25 protein-coding genes are annotated in these 24,848 nt (G+C 66.5%); 17 read left to right on the top strand and 8 right to left on the bottom strand.

Annotated features, from left to right (window positions below; all coding sequences use genetic code 11):
- Positions 1-56 precede the first annotated feature (56 nt).
- The 5 genes from tolB to ftsH all read left to right on the top strand — a co-directional run bounded on the left by tolB (position 57) and on the right by ftsH (position 6,064).
- Positions 57-1,370, top strand: a complete 1,314-nt coding sequence (gene tolB, locus LY44_RS02070; protein ID WP_055213266.1) for a Tol-Pal system beta propeller repeat protein TolB — start codon at positions 57-59, stop codon at positions 1,368-1,370.
- A 66-nt stretch (positions 1,371-1,436) separates the two neighbouring features.
- Complete coding sequence (gene pal / locus LY44_RS02065; RefSeq protein WP_055213267.1) at positions 1,437-1,958, top strand: peptidoglycan-associated lipoprotein Pal; 522 nt, start codon at positions 1,437-1,439, stop codon at positions 1,956-1,958.
- 17 nt (positions 1,959-1,975) lie between these two features.
- On the top strand, positions 1,976-2,803 hold the full coding sequence (gene ybgF, locus LY44_RS02060; RefSeq protein ID WP_394341875.1) for a tol-pal system protein YbgF: 828 nt from the start codon (positions 1,976-1,978) through the stop codon (positions 2,801-2,803).
- Entirely contained in the window at positions 2,800-4,089 is a 1,290-nt protein-coding gene (gene tilS, locus LY44_RS02055) for a tRNA lysidine(34) synthetase TilS (protein WP_055213270.1), read from the top strand. Before ybgF ends, tilS begins: the two co-directional genes overlap by 4 nt.
- Before the next feature lie 79 nt (positions 4,090-4,168).
- The gene (ftsH, locus tag LY44_RS02050; RefSeq protein ID WP_055213271.1) at positions 4,169-6,064 is read left to right on the top strand and encodes an ATP-dependent zinc metalloprotease FtsH; all 1,896 of its coding nucleotides are present in this window, start codon (positions 4,169-4,171) and stop codon (positions 6,062-6,064) included.
- A gap of 67 nt (positions 6,065-6,131) precedes the next feature.
- Here ftsH and LY44_RS02045 read toward each other — a convergent pair whose 3' ends face one another.
- Positions 6,132-7,475 carry a calcium-binding protein gene (locus LY44_RS02045; RefSeq protein WP_055213273.1) on the bottom strand — a complete coding sequence of 448 codons (1,344 nt, stop codon included), beginning with the start codon at positions 7,473-7,475 and terminating at the stop codon, positions 6,132-6,134.
- A 237-nt stretch (positions 7,476-7,712) separates the two neighbouring features.
- Between LY44_RS02045 and LY44_RS02040 the strand changes: the two genes are divergently transcribed.
- The 4 genes from LY44_RS02040 to LY44_RS02025 all read left to right on the top strand — a co-directional run bounded on the left by LY44_RS02040 (position 7,713) and on the right by LY44_RS02025 (position 11,673).
- Positions 7,713-9,386, top strand: coding sequence for a formate--tetrahydrofolate ligase (locus LY44_RS02040; protein WP_055213275.1), 1,674 nt, complete (start codon positions 7,713-7,715; stop codon positions 9,384-9,386).
- Between the two features lie 63 nt (positions 9,387-9,449).
- On the top strand, positions 9,450-9,755 hold the full coding sequence (locus LY44_RS02035) for a chorismate mutase (RefSeq protein ID WP_055213276.1): 306 nt from the start codon (positions 9,450-9,452) through the stop codon (positions 9,753-9,755).
- Positions 9,752-10,642, top strand: coding sequence for a bifunctional methylenetetrahydrofolate dehydrogenase/methenyltetrahydrofolate cyclohydrolase FolD (gene folD, locus LY44_RS02030; RefSeq protein ID WP_055213277.1), 891 nt, complete (start codon positions 9,752-9,754; stop codon positions 10,640-10,642). The genes LY44_RS02035 and folD overlap by 4 nt, the downstream gene beginning before the upstream one ends.
- 131 nt (positions 10,643-10,773) lie before the next feature.
- Positions 10,774-11,673 (top strand): LytTR family DNA-binding domain-containing protein, encoded by a 900-nt coding sequence (locus LY44_RS02025; protein ID WP_055213279.1) that lies wholly within the window; start codon positions 10,774-10,776, stop codon positions 11,671-11,673.
- A 23-nt stretch (positions 11,674-11,696) separates the two neighbouring features.
- On the opposite strand, the gene LY44_RS02020 is transcribed toward LY44_RS02025, so the two are convergent.
- Positions 11,697-13,007 (bottom strand): hypothetical protein, encoded by a 1,311-nt coding sequence (locus tag LY44_RS02020; RefSeq protein WP_055213280.1) that lies wholly within the window; start codon positions 13,005-13,007, stop codon positions 11,697-11,699.
- Between the two features lie 104 nt (positions 13,008-13,111).
- Here LY44_RS02020 and LY44_RS02015 point away from each other — a divergent pair, with 104 nt between their 5' ends.
- Positions 13,112-14,761 (top strand): hypothetical protein, encoded by a 1,650-nt coding sequence (locus tag LY44_RS02015; RefSeq protein ID WP_055213282.1) that lies wholly within the window; start codon positions 13,112-13,114, stop codon positions 14,759-14,761.
- A gap of 32 nt (positions 14,762-14,793) precedes the next feature.
- On the opposite strand, the gene LY44_RS02010 is transcribed toward LY44_RS02015, so the two are convergent.
- Positions 14,794-15,795 (bottom strand): polyprenyl synthetase family protein, encoded by a 1,002-nt coding sequence (locus tag LY44_RS02010; protein ID WP_055213283.1) that lies wholly within the window; start codon positions 15,793-15,795, stop codon positions 14,794-14,796.
- Positions 15,796-15,867: 72 nt separating this feature from the next.
- Here LY44_RS02010 and LY44_RS02005 point away from each other — a divergent pair, with 72 nt between their 5' ends.
- From LY44_RS02005 to LY44_RS01995, 3 genes are all read left to right on the top strand, one after another.
- The gene (locus tag LY44_RS02005) at positions 15,868-16,080 is read left to right on the top strand and encodes a putative signal transducing protein (RefSeq protein ID WP_055213285.1); all 213 of its coding nucleotides are present in this window, start codon (positions 15,868-15,870) and stop codon (positions 16,078-16,080) included.
- A 17-nt stretch (positions 16,081-16,097) separates the two neighbouring features.
- On the top strand, positions 16,098-16,859 hold the full coding sequence (locus LY44_RS02000) for a tRNA1(Val) (adenine(37)-N6)-methyltransferase (RefSeq protein WP_055213286.1): 762 nt from the start codon (positions 16,098-16,100) through the stop codon (positions 16,857-16,859).
- Positions 16,860-16,982: 123 nt separating this feature from the next.
- Positions 16,983-17,156, top strand: a complete 174-nt coding sequence (locus tag LY44_RS01995) for a YdcH family protein (RefSeq protein WP_013068878.1) — start codon at positions 16,983-16,985, stop codon at positions 17,154-17,156.
- Between the two features lie 27 nt (positions 17,157-17,183).
- Here LY44_RS01995 and yddG read toward each other — a convergent pair whose 3' ends face one another.
- The 4 genes from yddG to LY44_RS01975 form a co-directional block, all read right to left on the bottom strand.
- Positions 17,184-18,047: an aromatic amino acid exporter YddG gene (yddG, locus tag LY44_RS01990; protein WP_055213342.1), complete on the bottom strand. Its 864-nt coding sequence runs from the start codon at positions 18,045-18,047 to the stop codon at positions 17,184-17,186.
- Positions 18,048-18,113: 66 nt separating this feature from the next.
- Positions 18,114-18,836, bottom strand: a complete 723-nt coding sequence (gene phbB / locus LY44_RS01985) for an acetoacetyl-CoA reductase (RefSeq protein ID WP_055213287.1) — start codon at positions 18,834-18,836, stop codon at positions 18,114-18,116.
- 105 nt (positions 18,837-18,941) lie between these two features.
- Positions 18,942-20,117: an acetyl-CoA C-acetyltransferase gene (locus LY44_RS01980; protein WP_055213289.1), complete on the bottom strand. Its 1,176-nt coding sequence runs from the start codon at positions 20,115-20,117 to the stop codon at positions 18,942-18,944.
- A 153-nt stretch (positions 20,118-20,270) separates the two neighbouring features.
- Positions 20,271-21,113, bottom strand: coding sequence for an EAL domain-containing protein (locus LY44_RS01975; RefSeq protein ID WP_055213343.1), 843 nt, complete (start codon positions 21,111-21,113; stop codon positions 20,271-20,273).
- 176 nt (positions 21,114-21,289) lie between these two features.
- Between LY44_RS01975 and LY44_RS01970 the strand changes: the two genes are divergently transcribed.
- The gene (locus tag LY44_RS01970; protein ID WP_055213291.1) at positions 21,290-22,525 is read left to right on the top strand and encodes a PAS domain-containing protein; all 1,236 of its coding nucleotides are present in this window, start codon (positions 21,290-21,292) and stop codon (positions 22,523-22,525) included.
- Here LY44_RS01970 and LY44_RS01965 read toward each other — a convergent pair whose 3' ends face one another.
- Positions 22,526-23,071, bottom strand: coding sequence for a TlpA family protein disulfide reductase (locus LY44_RS01965; RefSeq protein ID WP_055213293.1), 546 nt, complete (start codon positions 23,069-23,071; stop codon positions 22,526-22,528). It lies immediately after the preceding gene.
- Between the two features lie 25 nt (positions 23,072-23,096).
- Between LY44_RS01965 and argH the strand changes: the two genes are divergently transcribed.
- Genes argH through LY44_RS01955 form a run of 3 tightly spaced genes read left to right on the top strand, consistent with a single transcriptional unit; the run spans position 23,097 to position 24,845 of the window.
- A complete protein-coding gene (argH, locus tag LY44_RS01960) occupies positions 23,097-24,494 on the top strand; it encodes an argininosuccinate lyase (RefSeq protein ID WP_055213294.1) in 1,398 nt (465 codons plus the stop codon).
- 13 nt (positions 24,495-24,507) lie between these two features.
- Positions 24,508-24,648 carry a hypothetical protein gene (locus LY44_RS17795; RefSeq protein WP_162838703.1) on the top strand — a complete coding sequence of 47 codons (141 nt, stop codon included), beginning with the start codon at positions 24,508-24,510 and terminating at the stop codon, positions 24,646-24,648.
- A complete protein-coding gene (locus tag LY44_RS01955) occupies positions 24,645-24,845 on the top strand; it encodes a hypothetical protein (RefSeq protein ID WP_055213296.1) in 201 nt (66 codons plus the stop codon). Before LY44_RS17795 ends, LY44_RS01955 begins: the two co-directional genes overlap by 4 nt.
- Positions 24,846-24,848 lie beyond the last annotated feature (3 nt).

Here is a 24,848-nt window from a genome sequence, read left to right as displayed (position 1 = left end):
CGGGCGGCTGGAAAATACGGATAGAACAGGGCGCAAGGCCCGGACGAGGACGGAACATGGTGCGTTGGATTTTGGCCGCGGCGGCGGCGCTGATGCTGACAACGGGACTGGCGGCGGCCCAACAGGGACCGCTGCGCATCGAACTGGACGAGGGCGTGATCGAGCCCCTTCCCTATGCTTTGCCCTCTTTCGTGGACGAGGGCGCGGGCAGTCTGGCGAGCCAGATCACCCGGGTGATCGCCGACGACCTCTCGGGCACCGGCCTGTTCCGCGAAATCCCCGAGGGCGCGCATATCCAGCGCTTCGGCAGCTTCGACACCCCGGTCAGCTATGCCGACTGGCAGGCGATCAATGCGCAGGCGCTGATCAACGGCTCGGTCGGCATGTCGGGCGGCAAGGTGGTGGTGAAATTCCGCCTTCATGACGTTTACGGCAACACCCAGCTGGGCGACGGCCAGCAGCTGGCGGCGTCGCCCCAAAGCTGGCGGCGGCTGGCGCACAAGGTCGCCGACGTGATCTATGCGCGGATCACCGGCGAAAGCGGCTATTTCGACAGCCGCGTCGTCTATGTCTCGGAATCCGGGCCCAAGGGGCAGCGGCAGAAACGTCTTGCGATCATGGATTACGATGGCGAGAACGTGAACTATCTGACCGACAGCTCGACCATTGTGCTGGCGCCGCGGTTCTCGCCGCAGGGCGATCGTATCCTTTATACCACCTTCGAGACCGGCTTCCCGCGCATCAAGATGATGTCGGTCGGCAATGCCGCTGGCAAGCTTCTGCCCGAAGTGCCGGGCACGATGACCTTCTCGCCGCGGTTTTCGCCCGATGGCGGCTCGATCGTCTATTCGCTGGAGCAGAACGGCAACACCGACCTGTATCGCATGTCGGTCTCGGGCGGCAGTGTCGAGCGGCTGACGAATTCGCCCGCGATCGAAACCGCGCCCTCCTACAGCCCGGACGGCAGCCAGATCGTGTTTGAAAGCGACCGGTCCGGCACGCAGCAGATCTATGTGATGTCGGCCAGCGGCGGCGAGCCGGTGCGGATCTCGAACGGCGACGGCCGCTACGGCACGCCGGTCTGGTCGCCGCGCGGCGATCTCATCGCCTTCACCAAGCAGTCGGGCGGACGTTTCTTCATCGGCGTGATGCGCACCGACGGCTCGGAGGAACGCGACCTGACGGCCTCCTATCTTGACGAGGGCCCGACCTGGGCGCCGAACGGCCGTGTGCTGATGTTCACCCGCGAAAGCCCCGGCGCGGCCGGGGCGGCGAAGATGTACACGGTCGATATCACTGGGCGCAACCTGAAGGCGGTTGCGGGGGTGGGGGGCGCCTCCGACCCGACCTGGGGCCCGCTTCTGCCCTGATTCCCAAGCGCAGCCAAACCTGATACTGTGTGCCGAAACGGCATAAGCAACAAAAGGCGGTACAACATGCATCTTGCAACCAAAGCGGCGTTCGGCCTGGCGATGATCGCGCTCGCGGCCTGCAACAACCCCTCGAAGAACGGCGCGAATGGCGTTGTCGATCCGGGCGGCGCCTATGGCGAGGCGGGCGGCGTCTCGCAGGGCTCGATCAACGACCCGAATTCGCCCGCTTATTTCGCGGGCAAGGTGGGCGACACCGTGCGCTTCGTCATCAACCAGTCGACCCTGACCGACGAGGCCCGCGCGACGCTCTCGGGGCAGGCGCAATGGCTCAACAGCCACGGCAATTATGCCGCGATCATCGAAGGCCATGCCGACGAACAGGGCACGCGCGAATACAACCTCGCGCTCGGCGCCCGTCGCGCCAGCTCGGTGCAGCAATATCTGATCTCGCAGGGCGTGCCCGCGACCCGGCTGCGCACCGTGTCCTACGGCAAGGAACGGCCGATCGCCACCTGCGCCGCGGAAAGCTGCTTCGAGCAGAACCGGCGCGCGGTCACCGTGATCTCGGTCGGCGCCGGGAGCTGAGGCAGATGCGGCGGGTGATGCTGGGGACGGCACTGGTGCTGGCGCTGGCCGCGCCCGCCTTTGCTGCCGACAAACAGACGCTGGCCGACATCCGCGCGGAACTCGCGCAGGTGTCGGCGCAGCTGCAGGAGCTGCGCGGCGAACTCGTCGCCTCGGGGGCGAGCGGCCTGCAGGCGGCGGGCGGTGCCTCGGCGCTGCAGCGCATGGACACGATGGAGGCGGAGCTGACCCGCCTCACCGCGATGACCGAACAGCTCAAGGACCGGGTGGACAAGGTCGTCAAGGACGGCACCAACCGGGTGGGCGATCTGGAATTCCGGGTCTGCGAACTGGAAGAGGGCTGCGACCCCTCCAGCGTCGGGCAGGCGCAACCGCTGGGGGGCGCGGCTCCGGCGGCGGATGCTGCGGCGGCTGCGGCACCGGCGGCTTCGGGCGGGGCGGCCCCTTCGGGCGGCACCATGGCGATGAACGAACAAGCGGACTTCGATCGGGCCAAGGGGGTGCTCGATCAAGGTGACTTTCGCGCCGCTGCCGACCTCTTTAAGACCTTTGCCGAAACCTACCCGGGCGGCCCCCTGACCGGTGACGCGGGCTATCTGCGCGGCGAGGCGCTGATGAAGGCGGGCGATGTTCCGGGCGCGGCCCGGGCCTGGCTGGACGGCTTCTCGGCCGAGCCCGAGGGCAAGCGGGCCGCCGACGACCTGCTGGAATTGGGCAAGGCGCTGGGCACGCTTGGGCAGCAGACCGAAGCCTGTGCGACGCTGGCCGAGGTGCCGGCGCGGTTCCCCTCCTCCGAGGCGGCGGGCAAGGTGGCTGCGGCGCAAGCCTCGCTTGGCTGCCGGTGACCGATCCCGAGGGCCTGCGCGCGGCGCTGCTGCGCGGGGATGTTCCGCCCGAAGACGGCCTGCTGCTTTGGGCTGCCGATGCCGCTTTCGAGACCGTCCGCCCCGTGATGACCGCGCCGCGGCTGGCGGTGGCGGTTTCGGGCGGATCGGATTCACTGGCGACGCTTGTGCTGTTGTCGGCGCTGCATCCGCTTGAGGCGGTGACGGTCGATCACGGCCTGCGCCCCGAAGCCGCCGAGGAGGCGGCCTTTGTCGCCCGCTTCTGTGCCGGGCGCGGCATTGCCCACAGCACCCTGCGCTGGGATGGCCGCGGCGCCAGGGGCAATCTGATGGATGCGGCGCGGCGGGCGCGGTTTCGGCTGATCGGTGCCTGGGCGCAGGCGCGCGGCATCGGGGCCGTGGCATTGGGTCACACCGGCGACGATCAGGCCGAGACCTTCCTGATGCGTCTTGCGCGCGAGGCCGGGCTGGAAGGCCTGTCGGGGATGCGCGAAAGCTTCGAAAGCGCGGGCGTGCTCTGGTTCCGGCCGTTCCTGAGCCAGACCCGCGCTGAATTGCGCGACCATCTGCAGCGGCAGGGGATCGGCTGGATCGAGGATCCGTCGAATGCGAACGAGCGCTTCGACCGGGTCAAGGCGCGCAAGGCGCTGGCGGCGCTGGCGCCTTTGGGGATCACGGCGGGCACGCTCTCGACGGTGGTGGGGCATCTGGCGATGGCCGAGCAATCGGTGCTGTGCTCGCTCGAGCATCTGGTCAAGGCGCATGTGCATGTCGACGCGGGCGATGTGGTGATCGACGCGCATGGTTTTCGCGACGCTTTCGACCCCGAGACCGGGCGGCGGTTGCTGAATGCGGCGCTGCTCTGGGTGTCGGGGGCGGTGTATCCGCCGCGCGCCGCCAAGGTGATCGACGTGCTGACGACCTGGCGCACCCGGCGCGACCGCACCCTGCACGGCTGTCGCATTCTGGTGACCGATGACGCGATCCGCATCACCCGGGAGCTGCGGGCGGTGGCCGCTCTGCGTGTCGGCTTCGGCGAGACCTGGGACGGCTGGCGGATCGAGGGGCCGGAGCAGCCGGGGCTGACGCTGGCGGCGCTGGGGCCAGAGGGGCTGCGCCAGCTGGGCGAGGGCCGCCGCCGTGCGGTTCCGCGCGCCAGCCTGCTGGCCTCGCCCGCGCTCTGGCAGGGGGAAACGCTGATCGCCGCGCCGGTTGCGGGCTGGAAAAACGGCTATGAGGCGCGTTTGATGCGGCCAAGCTTCACAGTCTCGCTAATCAGACGTTGAACCTGCGCACTTAATCCCTATTTTCACATCAAAGGCACCGCACCCAATGCGGTGCCCTCTCATTCTTCGGAGGTTTCTCTTGGGCAATCTGCGCAACATCGCCTTCTGGGCCCTGCTGTTCGTGCTCATCCTGGTGCTGTTCAACCTGCTCGGCAGCGGGCAGGGTCCGCTCAATGCCCGGCAAGTGTCCTATTCCGACTTCATCGCCGCCGTGGACAAGGGCGACGTGAAGCAGGTGCAGCTTGATGGCGAGGACGTGCGCTATCAGGACGGCAAGGGCGACAATTATGCGACCACAAAGGAAGGCACCGACGCCATCGCCGACAAGCTGGTGGCCAAGGGCATCACCGTCAACGTGGTCAAGCAGCAGCAATCGGGTCTGATGTCGATCCTGGGCGTCTGGCTGCCCTTCCTGGTGATGATCGGGCTTTGGATCTTCTTCATGAACCGGATGCAGGGCGGCGGCAAAGGCGGCGCGATGGGCTTTGGCAAATCCAAGGCCAAGCTTCTGACCGAAAAGCACGGCCGGGTGACCTTTGACGATGTCGCGGGCATCGACGAGGCCAAGGAAGAGCTTGAGGAAATCGTCGAGTTCCTGCGCAACCCGCAGAAATTCAGCCGTCTGGGCGGCAAGATCCCGAAAGGCGCGCTGCTGGTCGGCCCGCCCGGCACCGGGAAAACCCTGCTGGCCCGCGCGATTGCGGGCGAAGCCGGGGTGCCCTTCTTCACCATCTCGGGCTCGGATTTCGTCGAGATGTTCGTCGGCGTCGGCGCTTCGCGCGTGCGCGACATGTTCGACCAGGCGAAGAAGAACGCGCCCTGCATCGTCTTCATCGACGAGATCGACGCGGTGGGCCGGGCCCGGGGCGTCGGCATCGGCGGCGGCAATGACGAACGCGAACAGACGCTGAACCAGCTTCTGGTCGAGATGGACGGGTTCGAGGCGAACGAAGGCATCATCATCGTCGCGGCAACCAACCGCAAGGACGTGCTCGATCCGGCGCTGTTGCGCCCGGGCCGCTTCGACCGGCAGATCCATGTGCCGAACCCCGATATCAAGGGGCGCGAAAAGATCCTTTCGGTGCATGCCAACAAGGTTCCGCGCGGGCCGGATGTCGATCTGCGCACCATCGCGCGCGGCACGCCGGGCTTTTCGGGCGCTGATCTGGCGAACCTGGTGAACGAGGCCGCGCTGATGGCGGCGCGGGTCGGCCGTCGCTTCGTGACGATGGAAGATTTCGAAAACGCCAAGGACAAGGTGATGATGGGGGTCGAGCGGCGCTCGATGGTGCTGACCCCCGAACAGAAGGAAATGACCGCCTATCACGAGGCCGGTCACGCCGTCGTCGGCATGAAGCTGCCGAAATGCGATCCGGTCTACAAGGCGACGATCATTCCGCGCGGTCAGGCGCTGGGCATGGTGGTCAGCCTGCCCGAAATGGACCGGCTGAACTACCACAAGGACGAGGCCAAGCAGAAGATCGCCATGACCATGGCGGGCAAGGCGGCCGAGATCCTGAAATGGGGCGAGGAAGCGGTCTCGAACGGTCCCGCGGGCGACATCATGCAGGCTTCGGCGATTGCCCGGGCGATGGTGATGCGCTGGGGCATGTCGGACAAGGTCGGCAATATCGACTATTCCGAGGCGCATGAGGGCTATCAGGGCAATACCGCGGGCTTCTCGGTTTCGACCAAGACCAAGGAACTGATCGAGGAAGAGGTCCGCCTGCTGATCGAGAACGGCTATATCGAGGCGCGTCGCATCCTTGAGGAGAATATCGAGGAATGGGAACGGCTGGCGCAGGGGCTTCTCGAATACGAGACCCTGACCGGCGACGAGATCCGCAAGGTGATGGCGGGCGAGGCCCTGGGCGGCGATGACGACCGGCCCTCGGGCAGCCTGCCCACGGTGACCTCGCTGCCGCGCACGAAGCCCGTGGCCAAGCCCGGCATCGCGCCCGAGCCGAACGCCTGAGGCGATCGCGACAGCTCCGTCAATCAGACCTGCGCCGGGGAACCGGCGCAGGTTTTTTCTTGCGCGATCAAAGCAGGAAGTTGTCCGCCACCGGCATCGGCAGATCGCTGCCCGACAGCGTCACGGCGAAATCGGCCACCCGGTCGCCATCGAGATCGGCCAGCGCCCGCCACCCGTTTGCCCCGCCGACGATGCGCAATTCGGCCCCGGCGCCGGTGAAGGCCTTGGTGCCGAGGAAGGTGAAGGCGGCATCCCCCGGCGCATTGCGGTTCGCGTCGATGCCGGAAAGATCGATCCGGTCGCCCTCGGCGCCCTTGAAATCGGTGATCGTGTCGAAGCCCGCGCCGGCGCCGCTGTCGAAGACATTGGCGAAGACGAACCGATCGGCGCCGAAGCCGCCGGTCAGCAGATCGGAGCCGCGGCCCGAGATCAGCACGTCATCGCCTGCATCCCCCGCCAACGTGTCGTTGCCGTCGCCACCGTCGATCCGGTCATTGCCGCTGTTGCCGTTGATCCGGTCGGTGCCAAGACCGCCGGTCACGGTGTCATTGCCGCTGCCCGCCTGGATCACATCGCGGCCGATGCCGCCATCAAGAAGGTCGTTGCCGCTGCCGCCCTGCAGCGTATCATCCCCCCGGCCCCCCAGCGCGGTGTCGTTGCCGCCGCCCATCGACAGCAGGTCGTTGCCCAGCCCGCCGTCGAAGAAATTGGCATTGAACCCCTGCGCAAGATCGGTGATCACAGTGTCGAACAGCCTGTCGTCATGGGCGCTGCCGACGATGTCGAAGAAGCCGGTGATGCGATCGCCCTCGGCATCGCCCCCGGTGCCGCGTGTCGTTGCGCCGTAGCTCAGGACCACCCGAACCCCGGCGGAGGATTGGGCGTAGCTGAGCAGGTCGCCCGCATTCGCGCCCCCGTCCAGCCAGTCGGCGCCGGTGCCGCCGGTGATCGTGTCCCGGCCGCTGCCGCCAAGGATCGTGTCATTGTCCGCATTGCCGAACAGCAGGTCGTTGCCGGTGCCGCCAAGGATCTCGTCGTTGCCGCTGCCGCCGTAGATGGAGTCGTTGCCCTCGGCCCCGTCGAGCGTGTCCGCGCCGCCGACGCCCGCGGCGTTTTCGTCGCCGAAGAGCTGGTTGCCAAGCTCGTTGCCGCGGATCCAGTCGTCGCCCGCGGCGCCGCGGGCGTTCTCGATCCGCCCGAGCACGATCAGCTCTGCGGTGATGTCATTGTCGACATAGATCGATTCGGCCTCGGTGCTGAGGCCACGCACCGACCACCACGACAGGCTGATCGCAGCGCCATCATGGGAATTGCGCAGCATCAGCCAGTCGATCCCCGTGCCGTCATCGCTCAGGGTGACGGTCGTCCCGCCCCTGACAAGATCTTCGACGTAATAAATGTTGTCCGTCATTCCGGCCCCTGCCTGTTGTTCATCGGAAAATGAGACGCAACCTTGTCAATCTGCGGTTGCCGGACAAGCTTAATTTCCGCAGCACTTTGGTGCCACGGGAAAACGGTGCCATCTTGCGCAGGCGGGGCGGTTTCGGGCATTGCGGCGTCGCAATTGCGGACTGCCCCCGGGGAACGAGCGGCTAGCTTGTCGATCGGGGGCGGGCGCCGCGTGCGAAGCCACGAAGGAGAGGATCGCATGGCCGTCAGAACCGATATCGAGATCGCCCGGGCGGCCGAGAAATGGCCCATTCCCCGGATCGGCGCCAAGCTGGACATTCCCGAGGCGGCGCTGATCCCCTATGGCCGCGACAAGGCCAAGCTCGAGGCCGCTTTCGTCGCCGGGCTTGCGGAGCGGCCGATGGGGCGGCTGATCCTGGTCACCGCCGTCAACCCGACACCCGCGGGCGAGGGCAAGACGACGACCACGGTCGGTCTGGGCGATGCGCTGGCGCATCTGGGCCACCGGACGGCGATCTGCCTGCGCGAGGCCTCGCTTGGGCCCAATTTCGGCATGAAGGGCGGCGCGGCGGGGGGCGGGCTGTCGCAGGTGCTGCCGATGGAAGACATCAACCTGCATTTCACCGGCGATTTCCACGCCATCACCGCGGCCCACAACCTGTTGTCGGCGATGATCGACAACCACATCCATTGGGGCAATGCGCTGCAGATCGACGAGCGTCGCATCGTCTGGCGGCGGGTCATGGACATGAATGACCGTGCCCTGCGCGAGGTGGTGGTGGGTCTGGGCGGGGCCGCGAACGGCTATCCGCGCCAGACCGGCTTCGACATCACCGTGGCCTCCGAGGTCATGGCCTGTCTGTGTCTGGCCGAGGATCTGGCCGATCTCGAGGACCGGCTGGGCCGGATCGTCGTTGCCTATCGGCGCGACAAGACCGCGGTGACCTGCCGCGATCTGGGCGCCGCGGGGGCGATGGTGGTGCTGCTGAAAGAGGCGTTGCAGCCGAATCTTGTGCAGACGATCGCCCACACGCCCGCCTTCGTGCATGGCGGGCCCTTTGCCAATATCGCGCATGGCTGCAATTCGGTCATCGCCACGAAGACCGCGCTGCGGCTGGCCGATTACGTGGTGACCGAAGCGGGCTTTGGCGCCGATCTGGGGGCGGAAAAGTTCTTCGACATCAAATGCCGCAAGGCCGGGTTGCAGCCCGCCGCGGCGGTGATCGTGGCCACCGTGCGGGCGATGAAGATGCATGGCGGCGCCCTGCGCGAGGATCTGGGCCGCGAGGATGTGGGTGCGGTGCGGCGCGGTTGCGCCAATCTGGCCCGCCACATCGCCAACACCCGCGGCTTCGGCGTGCCCGTCGTGGTGGCGATCAATGCCTTTGACGCCGACACCCCGGCCGAGGTCGCGGCGATTGTCGAAGCCGCCGCGGCCCTTGGCGTTGCGGCGATTTCCTGTCGGCACTGGGCCGAGGGCGGGCCGGGCGCCGCCGATCTGGCGCGCAAGGTTGTGGAGTTGTGCGAGACCGGGGCCCGTTTTGCGCCGCTTTACCCCGACGACATGGGCCTTTTCGACAAGATCGAGACGATCGCGCGGCGCATCTATCACGCCGAGGCGGTGACGGCGGACAAGGCGGTTCGGGCGCAGCTGGCGGCCTGGGAGGCGGCGGGCCATGGTTCCCTGCCGATCTGCATGGCGAAGACGCAATATTCCTTTTCCGCCGATCCCGAGCTGCGCGGCGCCCCCACGGGGCATACGATCCCGCTGCGCGAGGTGCGGCTTGCGGCGGGCGCGGGCTTCGTGGTGGCGATCTGCGGCGAGATCATGACGATGCCGGGCCTGCCCCGGCATCCGGCGGCGGAAACGATCCGCCTTGATGCCGCAGGCGAGATCGAGGGGTTGTTCTGAGGCGGGGTTGAGAAGCGGGCGACAAGGTGCGATAGGAGCAGGGCATAAAAGCGGAACTTGCCGATGAAAGAGCCCTCCGAAATCACCTCGATGGCCGAACTGCGGGCCGAGATCGATGCGCTGGATCTGCGCCTCGTCGCGCTGCTGGCCGATCGGGCGCGGTTCATTGACCGTGCCGCCGAACTCAAGCCCGCCGAGGGCATGCCCGCGCGGATCAAGGCGCGGGTCGAGGAAGTGGTGGGCAATGCGCGCACCGCCGCCGAGGCGCGGGGGATGGACCCCGAGCTGATCGAGGCGATGTGGCGGATGATGGTGGAATGGTCGATCGCCCGCGAAGAGCGGGTTCTGGGCAAGGGAGACGGGATTTGAGCGCGAAGATCATCGACGGCAAGGCTTTCGCGGCCAAGGTGCGGGCGCAGGTCGCGGCCCATGTGGCGCGGCTGCGGGCGGAGACCGGTCTGACCCCGGGTCTGGCCGTGGTGCTGGTGGGCGAAGACCCGGCCAGCCAGGTCTACGTCAAGAACAAGGGCATCCAGACCCGCGAAGTCGGGATGAATTCCTATGAGCACAAGCTGCCCGCCGAGACCTCGGAAGCCGATCTTCTGGCCCTGATCGCGCGGCTGAATGCCGATCCCGCGGTGCATGGGATTCTGGTGCAGCTGCCGCTGCCCGGGCATCTGGACAGCGATCTGGTGATCAATGCGATCGATCCGGCCAAGGACGTGGACGGGTTTCACATCTCGAACGTCGGGCTTCTGGGCACCGGGCAGAAGGCGATGGTGCCCTGCACGCCCTTGGGTTGCCTGATGATGCTGCGCGACCATCACGGATCGCTTGCGGGGCTGACTGCGGTCGTTGTCGGGCGCTCGAACATCGTCGGCAAGCCGATGGCGCAACTGCTGCTGGGCGACAGCTGCACCGTCACCATCGCGCATTCGCGCACCAGGGATCTGGCCGAGGTCTGCCGGCGCGCCGATATTCTGGTCGCCGCCGTGGGCCGCCCCGAGATGATCCCGGGCGATTGGGTGAAACCGGGCGCGACGGTGATCGACGTCGGCATCAACCGCATCGAGCGCGACGGCAAGGGCAAGCTGGTGGGCGATGTCCACTTTGAAAGCGCCGCCGCGGTGGCGGGCGCGATCACCCCGGTTCCGGGCGGCGTCGGGCCGATGACCATCGCCTGCCTGCTGGCCAATACGCTGACCGCCTGCTGCCGGGCGCAGGGTCTGGCCGAGCCCGAGGGCCTGACCGCCTGACCCCGCCTGCGGATCAGAGATCGGGCCATGTTTTCCGCGCCTGTCAGCCGTGACCACAATCCCGGTTGCCTGTGCGCGGTTGTGCCGCTAGCATATTGACATGGTTAGGTTTTTGAATGGGGCGAGGGGCCATGCCCTCTTTTGCGAGCACGCGCAAGTTCCTGTGCGCCTATGGTCGGGCGATGGCGCAGCCCGTCATTCCGGTGGTCTGGCTGGTGACCTCGATCTTCGGCATCGTCGCCAGCCCCTTCGGCACCGAGCACTTTCCGCTGACCGGACGCGTCGCCTTTTGGCCGATCACCATCGGCCTTGGCGTGCTGGCGGGCGGTCTTTTGCGGGTGGTCGTGCGCGACTGCTGGGGGCTGCGCAGCTTCTGGCCCGAGGCGCCGCTGATCGCCGTTCTGGCCACGCTGGGGCTGACGCCGCTGTTTCTGGCGCTGGCCCGGGCCGTGGCGGGGCCCGAGCAGCATGTGCCCTCGACCCCGGCGATGACGGGGTACATCTTCATCATGTCGATCATCACCTCGACGCTGCGGCATGCGGTGGCGGCGACCTGGCCCGGGACCGCCGCGGCGGTGGCGCCCCCGCCAGACCCCGCGCAGCCAGACCCCGCGCTGTCCGCCCCGGCTCTCGCCGCCGCGGCCCCGCCCGCGCGTGACGCCGCGGCGCGGCTGATGGCGCGGCTGTCGCCGGAGCTGCGCGCGCCGTTGATCCGGCTGCAGATGCGCGACCATTATGTCGAGGTCTTCACCGAGGCCGGATCGGAAACCGTGCTGCTGCGGATGGCGGATGCGATCTGCGCTGCCGAAGGGGTCGCGGGGCTGCAGGTGCACCGCTCGCATTGGGTGGCGCGGCAGGCGATCCGGGGGGTGATGCGGGCGCAGGGCAAGGTCAGCCTGGCGCTGCAGGACGGCACGCAGGTTCCGGTGTCGCGGGGCAATGCGCCCGCGGTTCTGGCGCTTGGCCTGCAAGAGATGCCGCCGCAGGCCGAGACCGGCGCGCAGGCGCCGCAGGCCATGGTCGCGCGCTAGGCCCGGTTCGGCCTTGTCGCGGATCAGTGCAGGATCGCTTCCTCGCGCACGAACATGTTCGACCAGGCGCGGTCGATCAGCTCGGGGGACATCTGATAGGGGATGCCCTCGAAGTCGCAGATCGCGATCATCTGGTCGATCAGGAAGACCGGCTGATAATTCGCATAGACATTGTTGATCGTCGGGTATTTCACCTTCAGCAGATGCACGAGCGCGGCTTCGCCCAGCGGCATGCCGCGCTTTTTCGCCACAAGCGAGAAGATCTTCAGGTAATCCGACTGGCTGGGCCCGTCGATCTTGATCTTGAAGAAGATCCGCCGCAGCGCCGCCTTGTCGAAGATCTGGTTCGGGTGGAAGTTGGTGGAAAAGATGACGAGCGTGTCAAAGGGCACCTCGAACTTCTCGCCCGATTGCAGCGCGAGGATGTCGCGGCTTTCTTCCAGCGGCACGATCCAGCGGTTGACCAGTTTCTGCGGCGGCTCGGCCTGACGGCCAAGGTCGTCGACGATGAAGACCCCGCCCGAGGCCTTCATCTGCAAGGGCGCGGTATAGGTGCGCGCCGTCGGGTTGTAGGTGAGGTCGAGCATGTCAAGCGACAGCTCCCCGCCGGTGATCACCGTGGGCCGGTCGCACCAGACATAGCGGCTGTCGAAGCGGTTGCCGGATTTGCGCAGGCTGGTCGGGTCTTCGACATCCTCGCTGGCGGCGGTGTGCACGATCGGGTCATAGACGACGATCACCTGACCGGCATATTCGACCGCGCGCGGAACATAGATCCGGTCGCCGATCGCGTCGCGGATGCCGTTCGAGATCGAGGATTTGCCGTTGCCGGGCGGGCCATACATCAGGATCGACCGCCCCGAGGACACTGCCGGTCCAAGCTGGTCGATCAGCGTCGGCGGCAGCACCAGATGCCCCATCGCCGCCATCAGCTGCGGCCGGGTCAGCTGGATGTTGCGAATCGACTGTTTCCGCATCTGTACCGCGTAGTCGGCCAGCGGCACCGGCATCGCGCCGTAATATTCCGACTGCGTCAGCGCATCCAGCGCGCGGGCCTTGCCGCCCTCGGTCAGCTGATAGCCCATCTCGCCGCCGGAATTGGCGTGCAGCGTGCCCATCGCCTCGATCAGGCGCTGGCTGCGGCCCATGTCGACCAGCTCCTGGGTCAGCGCGATCGGCAGGCAGATCAGCCGGGCCAGGCCGCTGACCGTGTCCATGTTGGTGCGGAACATGGTCTTGAGCAGGATGTCCCGCATCAGCACCGTGTTCAGGCCGGTATCGGCAAGGGTCCGGGGCGGGATCGGCGCGATCACGTTCTGGGCGATCATGTTCATCTGTCCTGCTCCGGCTCGTCGTCTTCGGCTTTGCTTCGGGATTCACAGCCGCATCCTGCCGGGCTATTGTGGCCAAAAATGGGAAAAGATGCGGAGAGGCCGGGATGACGGGCAGGTCAAACGCGGCGGCTGTGCTGCCCCTGACGCTGGGGCTGGCGCTTTGCGGGGCCGTTCTGGCGGCGGCGCCGTTTCTGGCAGGCGGTCTGCTCGTGACCCAGCATGAGGGCGACACGCTGCATCTGGCCGATCTGGTGCTGCGCATGGCCGAAATGGGGCAGATGCCGCATCGCGATTTCATGACGCCGCTCGGCATTGCCGGGCTTTGGCCGATCGTGGCTTTCGTGCAGGCGGGGCTGGGGCTTGGTCATGCGTTTCTGGCGGCGCAGGCGGCGGTGGCGGCGGTGCTGTTCCTGCCGATCCTGCGCGCGGCGCAATCGCGGCTGCCGGGCGGGCTGGCCTGGATCTTCGGGGCCTATGTGCTGGGCATGGTGCTGGCGCTGGTGCATGGCGAGACGAAGCCGATGTTTTCGGTCTCGATGCATTATAACCGCTGGGCTTGGGCGATGGCTTATGTGGCGGTGGCGCTGGCGGTGCTGGAGCCGCTCGGGCCGCGCCGCGCGCGGCTGGATGGCGCCTTGATCGGGGTCTTGATGGCGGGGCTGGGGCTGGTCAAGGTGACCTATGTCGCGGCGCTGGCCCCGGCGCTGGTGGTGGCGCTGCTGGCGCGGCGGGATCTGCGCACGCTGGGCGTGGCGGTGCTGTCGGGGCTTTTGGTGCTGGCCGTGGTGACGGCGCTGCTTGGTCCGGGCTTCTGGGCCGCTTATCTGCGGGATCTGCTGACGGTGGCGGGCTCGACCACCCGGGCCGCGCCGGGCGACAGTCTGGGCGGGGTGCTGGCGGCGCCGAAGCACATCGCGGCGACGCTGGTGGCTCTGGCCACGGTGATCTTTCTGCGCCAGTCCGGGCGGCGGGCCGAGGGGCTGGCTCTGCTCTGGCTGGTGCCCGCCTTCGCCTATGTGACCTATCAGAATTACGGCAACGATCCGCAATGGCTGGTGCTGGTGGGGCTGATCGCGCTGGCCCTGCGGCCCGAGGGGAGGATCTCGAACGGCTTTGGCTGGCCGCTGCGCGAGGCCTTGCTGGCCACCGGGGTTGCGGCGCTGGCGCTGGCGACGGGGCCGATGGTCAATCTGCTCACCAGCCCGCTGCGCCATGCCTTTGTCGAACCGTCAGAAAGCGTGCCGCTGCTGTCCGCCCGGCCGCAGGAGGCCGACCTGCGGGTGATCGCCGCGCGCGTCTATCGGGTGGAGCAGAAACAGGCGGCGGATGCGCCGGGGCAGCCCTTTGCCGCCTATGCGCGCCGGGGCGACAGTGGCGCCTCGCCGCGGCGGGCCGCGGTGCTGAACGGCGAGACCCTGCCGCAATGCGAGATCCTGATGGGCTATGACGCCTGGTTCGAGACCGTGGCCGCCGATCTGACGCAGGCGGGCTATGCCCGGTCGCGGGTGCTGGTGGCGGATCTGTTCTCGGCGCTGTGGCTTTACGGGCCGTTCGAGCCGGTCAAGGGCGCCGCGCCCTGGTATTACGGCGGCACGCCGGGGATCGCGGCCGCCGATCATGTGCTGGTGCCGCTGTGCCCCACCGGGCAAACGCGGCGCGACGAGATCGTGACCGCGCTTGCCGATGCGGGCTGGCGGCTGGTCGAGGAACGCCGCACCGCGACCCATATCCTGTTGCGGCCCGAGCGCCCGTAGGGGCGCGCGGGCGGGGGCTTCGGGCCGGGCGCTCAGCGCACCCGTTCGACGACGTAATCGGCCAGATCGTCCAGCATCTGCCGCAGCGGATGATCGGGCAGCTTCGCCAGCGCCTTGCGGGCGGTGTCGGTCCAGCCGATCGCCGCCAGCCGGGTGGCTTCCAGCGTGCCGTGTTTCGTCATCAGCGCCATCGCGTGCTCAAGGTCGCCCTCTTGCTGGTCGCCCTTTTCGATCACCCGCTTCCAGAAGGCGCGTTCTTCGTCATCGGCCAGCGCGACGGCCTTGATCACCGGCAGCGTCAGCTTGCGCTCGCGGAAGTCGTCGCCGGTGTTCTTGCCGATCTCGGCCGATTTGCCGCCGTAATCCAGCAGGTCATCGACGATCTGGAAGGCGATGCCGAGCGCATCGCCGTAATCGTAAAGCGCCTTCACCTGCTCCTCGGGGGCGCCGCCGATGATGCCGCCGACCTCGGTCGCGGCCGAGAAGAGGGCCGCCGTCTTGCCGCGGATCACCCGCAGATAGATGTCCTCGGTCGTTGCCAGGTTCTGCGCCGCCGTCAGCTGCAGCACCTCGCCCTCGGCGATCACCGCCGAGGCATTCGCCAGGATCTCCATCACCCGCATGTTGCCGGTGTCGGTCATCAGCTGGAACGAGCGTGCGAACAGATAATCGCCGACCAGAACCGAGGATTTGTTGTCCCAAAGCAGGTTCGCCGTCGGACGGCCGCGACGCTGGCGGCTTTCGTCGACGACGTCATCGTGCAAAAGCGTCGCGGTGTGGATGAATTCGACCGTCGCCGCCAGATGCACATGATAGGGGCCGCCATAGCCCACCAGCCGCGCCGCGGCGAGGGTCAGCATCGGCCGCAGCCGCTTGCCGCCGGCCTCGATCAGATGCGCCGTGACCTCGGGGATGCGGGGGGCATGTTCCGAACTCATCCGCTCGCGGATCAGCGCATTCACCGCCGCCATGTCCTCGGCCAGCGCCTGCGCCAGACGGTCGTGCGGTTTCGTCGCCTTGTCGTCGAGGCTCATCGGTCTTCCTTCCCAGTTTCCCGGCCCAATTTCCGTCTCGACAGGGGGACAAAGCTGCCCTTAAGTCGAGCGATGAAAGAGCTTCTGCGCACCACCGACCCGGTTCGGATCGCCATGGCGATGGCCCTTCTTGAGGGCGAGGGTATAACGGCCTTTGAGTGGGACGTCCACATGAGCATTCTGGACGGCAGCCTCGGCATTTTGCCGCGCAGATTGGCCGTGGCCGATGCGGAGTGGTTGCTGGCGCAGGCAATTCTGCGCGACAACGGGCTGTGGGAAGACTGAGGGCTGTGGGAAGAGTGATGTTTCCGCCCGAGGACTGCAGCTTCGACCGGTTTCTGGACGGTCGTCTGACCGTGGCGCAGCCGCGCCGGGGCTATCGCGCGGCGATGGATCCGGTGCTTCTGGCGGCGGCTTGCGGCGCAAAACCGGGGCAATCGGTGCTGGAACTGGGGTGCGGGGCGGGGGTGGCGAGCCTGTGTCTGGGCTGGCGGGTGCCGGGGCTGGTGCAGGCGGGGCTGGAGCTGCAGCCGGACTACGCCGATCTGGCGCGGCGCAATGCGGCGGCGAACGGCATCGCGCTCGAGGTGTTCGAGGGCGATCTGGCGCGGATGCCCGCGGCGCTGCGGGCGCGCAATTACGATCATGTGATCGCCAATCCGCCTTACTTTGCGGCCTCGGGCGGCACGGCGGCGGCGGATGCGGGCCGCGAACGGGCCCAGCGCGAGGTGACGCCGCTTGCCGATTGGGTGCGGGCGGGGATGCGGCGGCTGCAGCCGGGTGGCTGGCTGACGCTGATCCAGAATGCCGACCGGCTGGGTGATATTCTGACGGCGCTGGCGGGGCAGGGGGGCTCGGTCTCGGTGCTGCCGATCGCGGCGCGGCAGGGACGCGCGGCGGGGCGGGTGATCGTGACCGCGCGCAAGGGGGGCAAGGCGCCCTTGCGGCTTCTGGCGCCCTTCGTGCTGCATGCGCTGCCTGCGCATCAGGGCGATGCCGAAGACCTCACCGATGCTGCGCAAGCAGTGCTGCGCTGCGGCGAAGCGCTGCCGCTAACGCCTTAATTCCGTGGCAATATTGTTCGGTGAAACCGGCTCATATTTTCGCGCGGCAATACGACAAGCGCGTGACAAGCGTTCGAAAACGTGCTGCAATCGACCTACCGAACAAGGAAAGAGGAGACTGCCATGTCCGTGAGTTCGCATATCGCTGAACTTCGCAAGAAACATCAGGCTCTGTCCGCGGAAGTCGAAGTGGCGCTTCGCACGCCCAGCTTCGATGACCTGCAAATCGCGGAGATGAAGAAACAGAAACTGCGGCTCAAGGAAGAAATCGCCCGGCTGGAAGGCGTGGCGGTCTGATTTCCGGATCGGCCCCGGGGCCGATCCCTAGCCTTGCCGACTGCCCCAAGCGGCCAGAAAGGCACCTGCAGCAATCATCGCGGCGGCCAGCACCAGAACGGGTGACGCTGCCGCGATCCCCGCTCCGATCAGCGCCAGCGTTGACAGAAGCGGCGCCGCATAGGAAGCCGTCCCCAACATCTGGATGTCGCCCCGCTTCACCCCCACATCCCATGTGTAAAAGGCCAGCCCCACCGGGCCCAGCCCCAGCGCGATGACGGCCCCCCAGCCCATGGCGCCGCTGGGCCAGAGCGTCTCTTCCAGCGCCAGATGCGCCAGCGCCGACAGCACGGCCGTGGCCAGACAATAGACCGCGACAGCGGCCGTGGGCACCTTGCCCATCCGGCGCGAGAGCAGCGAATAGCCCGACCAGGTCAGCGCACAAAGGAACGCCAGCCCGTAGCCCGGCAGCGATTCGGCATTGGCCGAGATGCCGCCGCGGGCGACGATCAGCGCCGCCCCGGCAAAGGCGATCACTGCCCCGAAAATGTGCAGCCGGTTCAGCCGCTCGCCCGGCAGCAGGCCGGAAAAGACCACGATCAGCAGCGGCCAGAGATAGGCGATCAGGCTCGCCTCGGCCGGCGGGGCCAGACGCAGCGCCGAGAAATAGATCAGGTGATAGCCGAACAGCGCCGCGGTGCCGAAGGCATAGACCTTCCACGACACCTGCCGCAGCACGGCGAATCCTTCCGTCGCGGCGACCCAGATCAGGCCGATGCCGCCGCCGATGGCAAAGCACAGCGCATTGAGCTGCAAGGGCGGCACCGGCGCCGAGGCCACGGTGAACAGCGCCAGAAGCGACCAGAGCGCGACGGCGGAAAAACCGATCAACGTGGCTTGGTTGCGTGACATCATCCGGCCCCCGAAATGCAAGAGGCCCGCAAGATGCGGGCCCCGAACCGTTTTGCCAAGAGCAAATCAGGTCATGTACTGGCCGCCGTTCGCGGTCAGCGTCGCGCCGGTGATGAAGCCCGCATCATCCGAGGCGAGGAAGACCACGCAGCGCGCGATGTCGCCGGTTTCGCCCAGACGGCCGACCGGGATCGTCGCGATGATCTGCTCGCGCACCTTTTCCGGCACCGCCATCACCATCTCGGTCGCGATATAGCCCGGGCAGATCGCGTTGACGGTGATCCCCGCCCGCGCCCCTTCCTGCGCCAGCGCCTTGGTGAAGCCGATGTCGCCCGCTTTCGCCGCCGAATAGTTCGCCTGGGCGAACTGGCCCTTTTGGCCGTTGATCGAGGAGATGTTGATGATCCGGCCGAATTTGCGCTCGCGCATGCCGGTCCAGAGCGGATGCGTCATGTTGAAGATGCCGTTCAGGTTGGTGCCGATCACCTGATCCCATTGCTCGCGGGTCATCTTGTGGAACGGCGCGTCCCGGGTGATGCCCGCATTGTTCACCAGCACGTCGACCGGGCCCAGATCGGCCTCGACCTGGGCGATGCCCGCGGCGCAGGCGTCGTAATCGGCGACCGACCATTTGTAGGTCTTGATCCCGGTCTCGGCGGTGAATTTCGCGGCGGCTTCGTCATTGCCGGCATAGTTCGCGGCGACGGTGTAACCGGCTTCTTTCAGCGCCATCGAGATCGCGGCGCCAATGCCGCGCGATCCCCCGGTGACGAGTGCAACTCTGGACATGATTCCTCCTCAGATCATCCTTGTTGAAATGCTGTTACCTAAAATAAGCAGGACGCGCAATATTGTTGCGCGCCCGTTTTTCGCATTTGCAGAAAAAAGTGGGTCTCAGAGCCCTTCGAGGCACATGGCCACGCCCATGCCGCCGCCGATGCAGAGCGTCGCCAGACCCTTTTTCGCCCCCGAGCGTTTCATTTCGAAGACAAGCGTGTTCAGGATCCGGCAGCCCGAGGCGCCGATCGGGTGGCCGATGGCGATGGCGCCGCCGTTCACGTTCACCTTCGACACGTCCCAGCCCATGTCCTTGTTCACCGCGCAGGCCTGCGCCGCGAAAGCCTCGTTCGCCTCGATCCGGTCCAGATCGGCGGCGTTCCAGCCCGCCTTTTCCAGCGCCTTGCGCGAGGCCGGGATCGGGCCGCAGCCCATGATCGACGGGTCAAGCCCCGCAGTGGCATAAGAGGCGATGCGGGCCAGCGGCGTCAGACCGCGTTTCGCCGCCTCTTCCTCGGTCATCAAGAGCACGACCGCGGCGCCGTCGTTGATCCCCGAAGCGTTGCCCGCGGTCACCGTGCCGTCCTTGGTGAAGGCCGGTTTCAGCTTCTGCATCGATTCGAGCGTCGCGCCGTGGCGGATATATTCATCGGCGTCGACGATGATGTCGCCCTTGCGGGTCTTGACGGTGAAGGGGGCGATTTCATCGGCGAACTTGCCCGCCTTTTGCGCCGCTTCGGCCTTGTTCTGGCTGGCGAGCGCGAAGTCGTCCTGCATCTCGCGGCTGATCTGCCATTGGCTCGCGACGTTCTCGGCGGTCTGGCCCATGTGATAGCCGTTGAAGGCGTCCCAAAGCCCGTCCTTGATCATCGAATCGATCATCTTCATGTCGCCCATCTTGGTGCCCGCGCGCAGATGCGCGACATGGGGCGACAGCGACATGCTTTCCTGACCGCCGGCCACGACGATCGCCGCATCGCCCAGCTGGATGTGTTGCGCGCCCAGCGCCACCGTGCGCAGGCCCGAGCCGCAGACCTGGTTGATGCTCCAGGCAGCCGATTCGATCGGCAGACCGGCCATGATATGCGCCTGACGCGCCGGGTTCTGGCCCTGACCGGCGGTCAGCACCTGACCGAGGATGGTTTCCGAGACCTCCGCCTTGTCGATGCCCGCCCGCGCCACCACGGCCTCGATCACCGCGGCGCCCAGCTCATGCGCGGGCGTGTTGGCGAAAGCGCCGTTGAAGCTGCCCACGGCGGTCCGGGCCGCCGAGACGATGACGACATTGGTCATGAAGTTCCCTCCTCACAGGATTTCGGGCGCAAAGGCGCCCATTGCCGCTGTGCAGCATGCCGAAAGGCCGCAGGAGGTCAAGCAGATTTGGCAATATTGACGCCGGTTCGCGCAATTTTGTTGCGCGGAGAAATCGAGGCATCGGACCGGGTCTCAGATCCCGGCCTTGTGGGTCGTGGCCGCTTTCCACGGCGGCATGATCGTCGGCGCGCCGAAATAATAGCCCTGCATGCAGTCGATGCCCGCACGTGTCAGCCAGGCCGCATCCTCGGCGGTTTCGACGGCTTCGGCAACGGTGAACATCTCGAAATGCCGGGAAATCGACATCAGCGCCTGGGTCAGGATCTGGTTGTCGGGATTGCGGGCGATGCCGGTGATGAACTGGCCGTCGATCTTCAGGATGTCGAAGTAGAATTCGCGCAGATAGCGGAACGAGGTATAGCCCGCGCCGAAATCATCCAGCGCGAAGCAGATGCCTTTCGTCTGCATGTCCTGCATGAAGACCGAGACCAGCTCCGGCATCATCATCGCCGAGGATTCGGTGATTTCCAGAATCAACCTTTCGCCGATGCGGTCGTCCATCGCCAGGCCGCGGTTGAGAATGCGCATCCACTCCGGATAGCCGATCGAGCGGGCGGACATGTTCACCGACAGTCGCAGGCTGCGATCCTCGGCGAGCGACAGAAGTCCCATTTCCAGCGCCAGGCAGTCAAGCTTGCGGCCGATCTCGGTGGTTTCGGCGGCGCCGATGAAATCTTGCGCCGGAATCACCCGGCCGGTGTCGTCAAGCACCCGGATCAACCCCTCGTAAAAGGCGGGGCGGTCGGGGCGAAGGGTCTGCACGACGGGTTGAAAGGCCAGCACCACGTCGCGGCGTTCCACGGCGCGGGTGACCATCGAGAGGGTTTCCCGGTCACGTTGGGCGACGGCGAACGTCAGCGGACTGGATTCGGCCGGATCGAGCGACTCGCGCAGCGACAGCGGAATTTTCGACATCGGCCCCTCCATCAGGTTCCGTGCCAGATTCCGCGATTTCGGCTAACAACTGGTAAAGCGCCACACTTTCCGCATTGCGTGGTTAATGAGAACCTTTCCAGATAAACCTTCGGTTGTATACGTTTCGCTTACCGTGACGCGCTATGGTTGCTGCAGTGTCCAGCTTCAGGGTAATCATGACCGCGCCGACCGACCTTTCCAAATCGCAGGAGAACGAAGCCCCTTTCGGCTTTGACGAGCTCTTTTACTCCCGCACCGACAAGCGCGGGGTGATCATTGCCGGAAACGAGGTGTTCCACCGCGTTTCGGGCTTCGAATGGTCCGAACTCCTCGGATCTCCGCACAAGATTGTCCGGCATCCCGACACGCCGCGCGGCGTGTTCCGCATCCTGTGGAGTGCGCTTGGCGCCGGCCATCCGATGGGGGCCTATGTCAAGAACCGCGTCCGCAACGGCGATATCTACTGGGTCTTCGCCGTGTTGATGCCGGTCGATGGCGGCTATCTGTCGGTGCGGCTGAAGCCGTCGACGCCGCTTTTCGAGCGGTTCCGCGATGTCTACACCAAACTCAGCGCGCGCGAACGGGCCGAACGGCTCGACCCCGAGGTCAGCGCCGGAGAGTTGCGCGCCCTTGCCCTGGCCGAGGGATTTTCCAGCTATACAAGCTACATGGCCTTCGCGCTCGGGCAGGAACTTGCGGCGCGGGATGCGCGGCTTGGCCGTCCGGCCGATCCGCGCACGCAGCGGCTGATCGACATGAACAAGTCGCTCGAGCGGGTGACGCAGGAACAGACCAAGCTTCTGCGCAGCTTCGAGGCGTTGCAGTCGATCCCGAACAACATGCGCATCGTCGCCTCGCGGCTGGAACCTTCGGGCGGTCCGGTCTCGGCGATCTCGGAGAATTACAAGGCCTCGTCGCTGGTGATCTCCGAGCGGCTGCGCAGTTTCGTCGCCGGACGCGACAACCTGTGTGACCGGGTGTCGCGGCAGGCGGCCCGGGCGCTGTTCCTGCTCGGCTCCAACCGGGTGCTGAAGGAAATGAACGCCGGGTTCCGCGATGTCGCCCAGGTCGAGGGAATCGACTGGAACGTCGAACGCGCGCTGTTGCGCGAGCTTGAGGCGCGGTCCTATACCGACACGCGCGATGCGATGATGCGCGCCGTCGGCCATGCCGAGGAACTGTTTCGCGCCAGCGCCGAGATTCGCCGCCTGATGCTGGGGCTTGACACGATCCGGGTGCTGGGCCGCGTCGAATGCGGGCGGATGCGCGACAGCAGCGGCGGGCTTTCGGCGACGATCGATCAGCTCGACATCTTCCACGCCGACATCAAGAACCGGCTCGAGTCGATCATGCGCTTGTCGGAGGAGATCGGCTCCTCGATGAGCCAGTTCATGCGCGCCGAATCGCGCTGATCACTCGGCGCGCAACGCCGCGATCACGGCTTTCGCTTCCGGGCTTGACCAATCGGCCGGGCCAAAGAGCTGCGCCACGATCTGTCCCCGACGATCGATCAGAAACGAGGCGGGCAGTCCGGGAACCCCCAACGCCCGCGGCAGCCGTTCGGTCTCGTCGATCATCCGCGGCAGCTGGGTGATCCCCTGCTTTTCAAAGAACGCGCCCACCTTCGCCTGGGTGTCGCGATTGCTGGAGGCCACCGTCAGCACGGTGAAATCATCCCCGCCGATCTCGGCCTGAAGCGCCGCGATATCGGGCATTTCCTTGCGGCAGGGCGCACACCAGGTCGCCCAGAGGTTCAACAGCACCACCTTGCCGCGATAATCGGCAAGCCGGTGGCTGGTGCCGGTTTCATCGACGAAAGGGATCTCGGGCAGGGGCAGCGGCTCGGTGAAAACGGCGAGTTTCTTCATCTCGCCCTGTTTCAGGGCCGAGAGATCGGCGGCGGGCGCGGCATTTGCGCAAAGGGCAAGGGCCGTATAAAGGACGAACAACCGCAGCATGATGCCTCCGACGAAGGGCCTGACGATGACCGACGACACGAAAACCTCGAACGCCATGTGGGGCGGGCGCTTCGCCGCCGGTCCGGACGCGATCATGGAGGCGATCAACGCCTCGATCTCGTTCGACAAGCGGCTTTACGCGCAGGATGTCCGCGGCAGCCGGGCCCATGCGGCGATGCTGGCCGCGACGGGTATCCTTACGAATAGCGATGCCGAGGCGATCGGGGAAGGGTTGCTCACGGTCTTGTCAGAGATCGAGGCGGGGGATTTTCCGTTTTCGACCGCGCTCGAGGACATTCACATGAATGTGGAAGCGCGGCTGAAGGTGCTGATCGGCGAACCGGCGGGGCGGCTGCACACGGCGCGCTCGCGCAACGATCAGGTGGCGACCGATTTCCGGCTCTGGGTCCGCGATCAGGCCGATGCTGCGATCACCTCGCTGACCGCGCTGATGAAGGTGCTGGTGGCGCAGGCCGAGAAGGGCGCCGATTGGGTGATGCCGGGCTTCACCCATCTGCAGACGGCGCAGCCCGTCACCTGGGGCCATCACATGATGGCCTATGTCGAGATGTTCGCCCGCGACCGGAGCCGCTTTGAAGACGCGCGCACGCGGATGAACGAATGCCCGCTCGGCTCTGCGGCGCTGGCGGGCACGGGCTTTCCGATCGACCGGCACATGACGGCGCAAGCCTTGGGCTTTGACCGGCCGATGGCGAACAGCCTGGATGGCGTGTCGGATCGTGATTTCGCGCTCGAATTCCTGTCTTCGGCGGCGATCTGCGCGGTCCACCTCAGCCGTCTGGCAGAGGAACTGGTGATCTGGTCCTCGGCGCAGTTCCGCTTTGTCGCGATGTCGGACAAATGGTCGACGGGCTCCTCGATCATGCCGCAAAAGCGCAACCCCGATGCGGCGGAACTGATCCGCGCCAAGATCGGCCGGGTGCTGGGCGCGGCTGTCGCGCTTTTCACCGTGATGAAGGGCCTGCCGCTCGCCTATTCCAAGGACATGCAGGAAGACAAGGAACAGGTTTTCGACGCTGCCGACACGCTGATGCTGGCGCTTGCGGCGATGACCGGGATGATGTCGGATCTGACGGTGAACACCGCGAAACTGGAAGCGGCGGCCTCCTCGGGCTTTTCCACCGCGACGGACCTGGCCGACTGGCTGGTGCGCGAGGCCGGTCTGCCCTTCCGCGACGCCCATCATGTCACCGGCGCGCTGGTGGCGCTGGCGGAAAAGAAGGGCTGCGATCTGCCCGATCTGAGCCTTGAAGAGCTGAAAGCCGCCCATCCGGCGCTGACCGAGGCGGTCTATTCCGTGCTTGGGGTTCACAATTCGGTCGCCTCGCGGCAGTCTTACGGCGGCACCGCCCCCGATCAGGTCCGCGCCCAGGTGGCGCGCTGGCAGGGGCTTCTGGCCTGACATCGGAGGTTTCATGCGTATCCTTTTGGCCCTGTCGCTTCTGAGTTTCGCCGCGGCCTGCGGCGTCGACGGCCCGCCGAAGTCGCCCCAGTCGACGGCCCCCGGACTTTCGGTCTCGGGCGAGGCGCGGATGGGCGTCGCGGGCCGGCTGTGAGGATCGCGCTGCCGCTGCTGCTCATTCTGCTTGCGGCCTGTGCCGGGCCGCGGACTAATGTCCATGCCAATCCGGCCGGTCAGGTGACGACCGGAGTGTCGACCGGCGTCGGCCCGATGCGGCTTGGGGTGAACAGCAACGGCCGCGGCACGGTTGGCACGCGGCTGGGCTGGCTGCATCTGGGCATGGGGCTCTGAGAC

Origin of the sequence: Rhodobacter capsulatus (genome assembly GCF_003254295.1) — a bacterium.
Lineage (GTDB): Bacteria > Pseudomonadota > Alphaproteobacteria > Rhodobacterales > Rhodobacteraceae > Rhodobacter > Rhodobacter capsulatus.
This window is presented reverse-complemented; position numbering and strand designations above follow the sequence as displayed.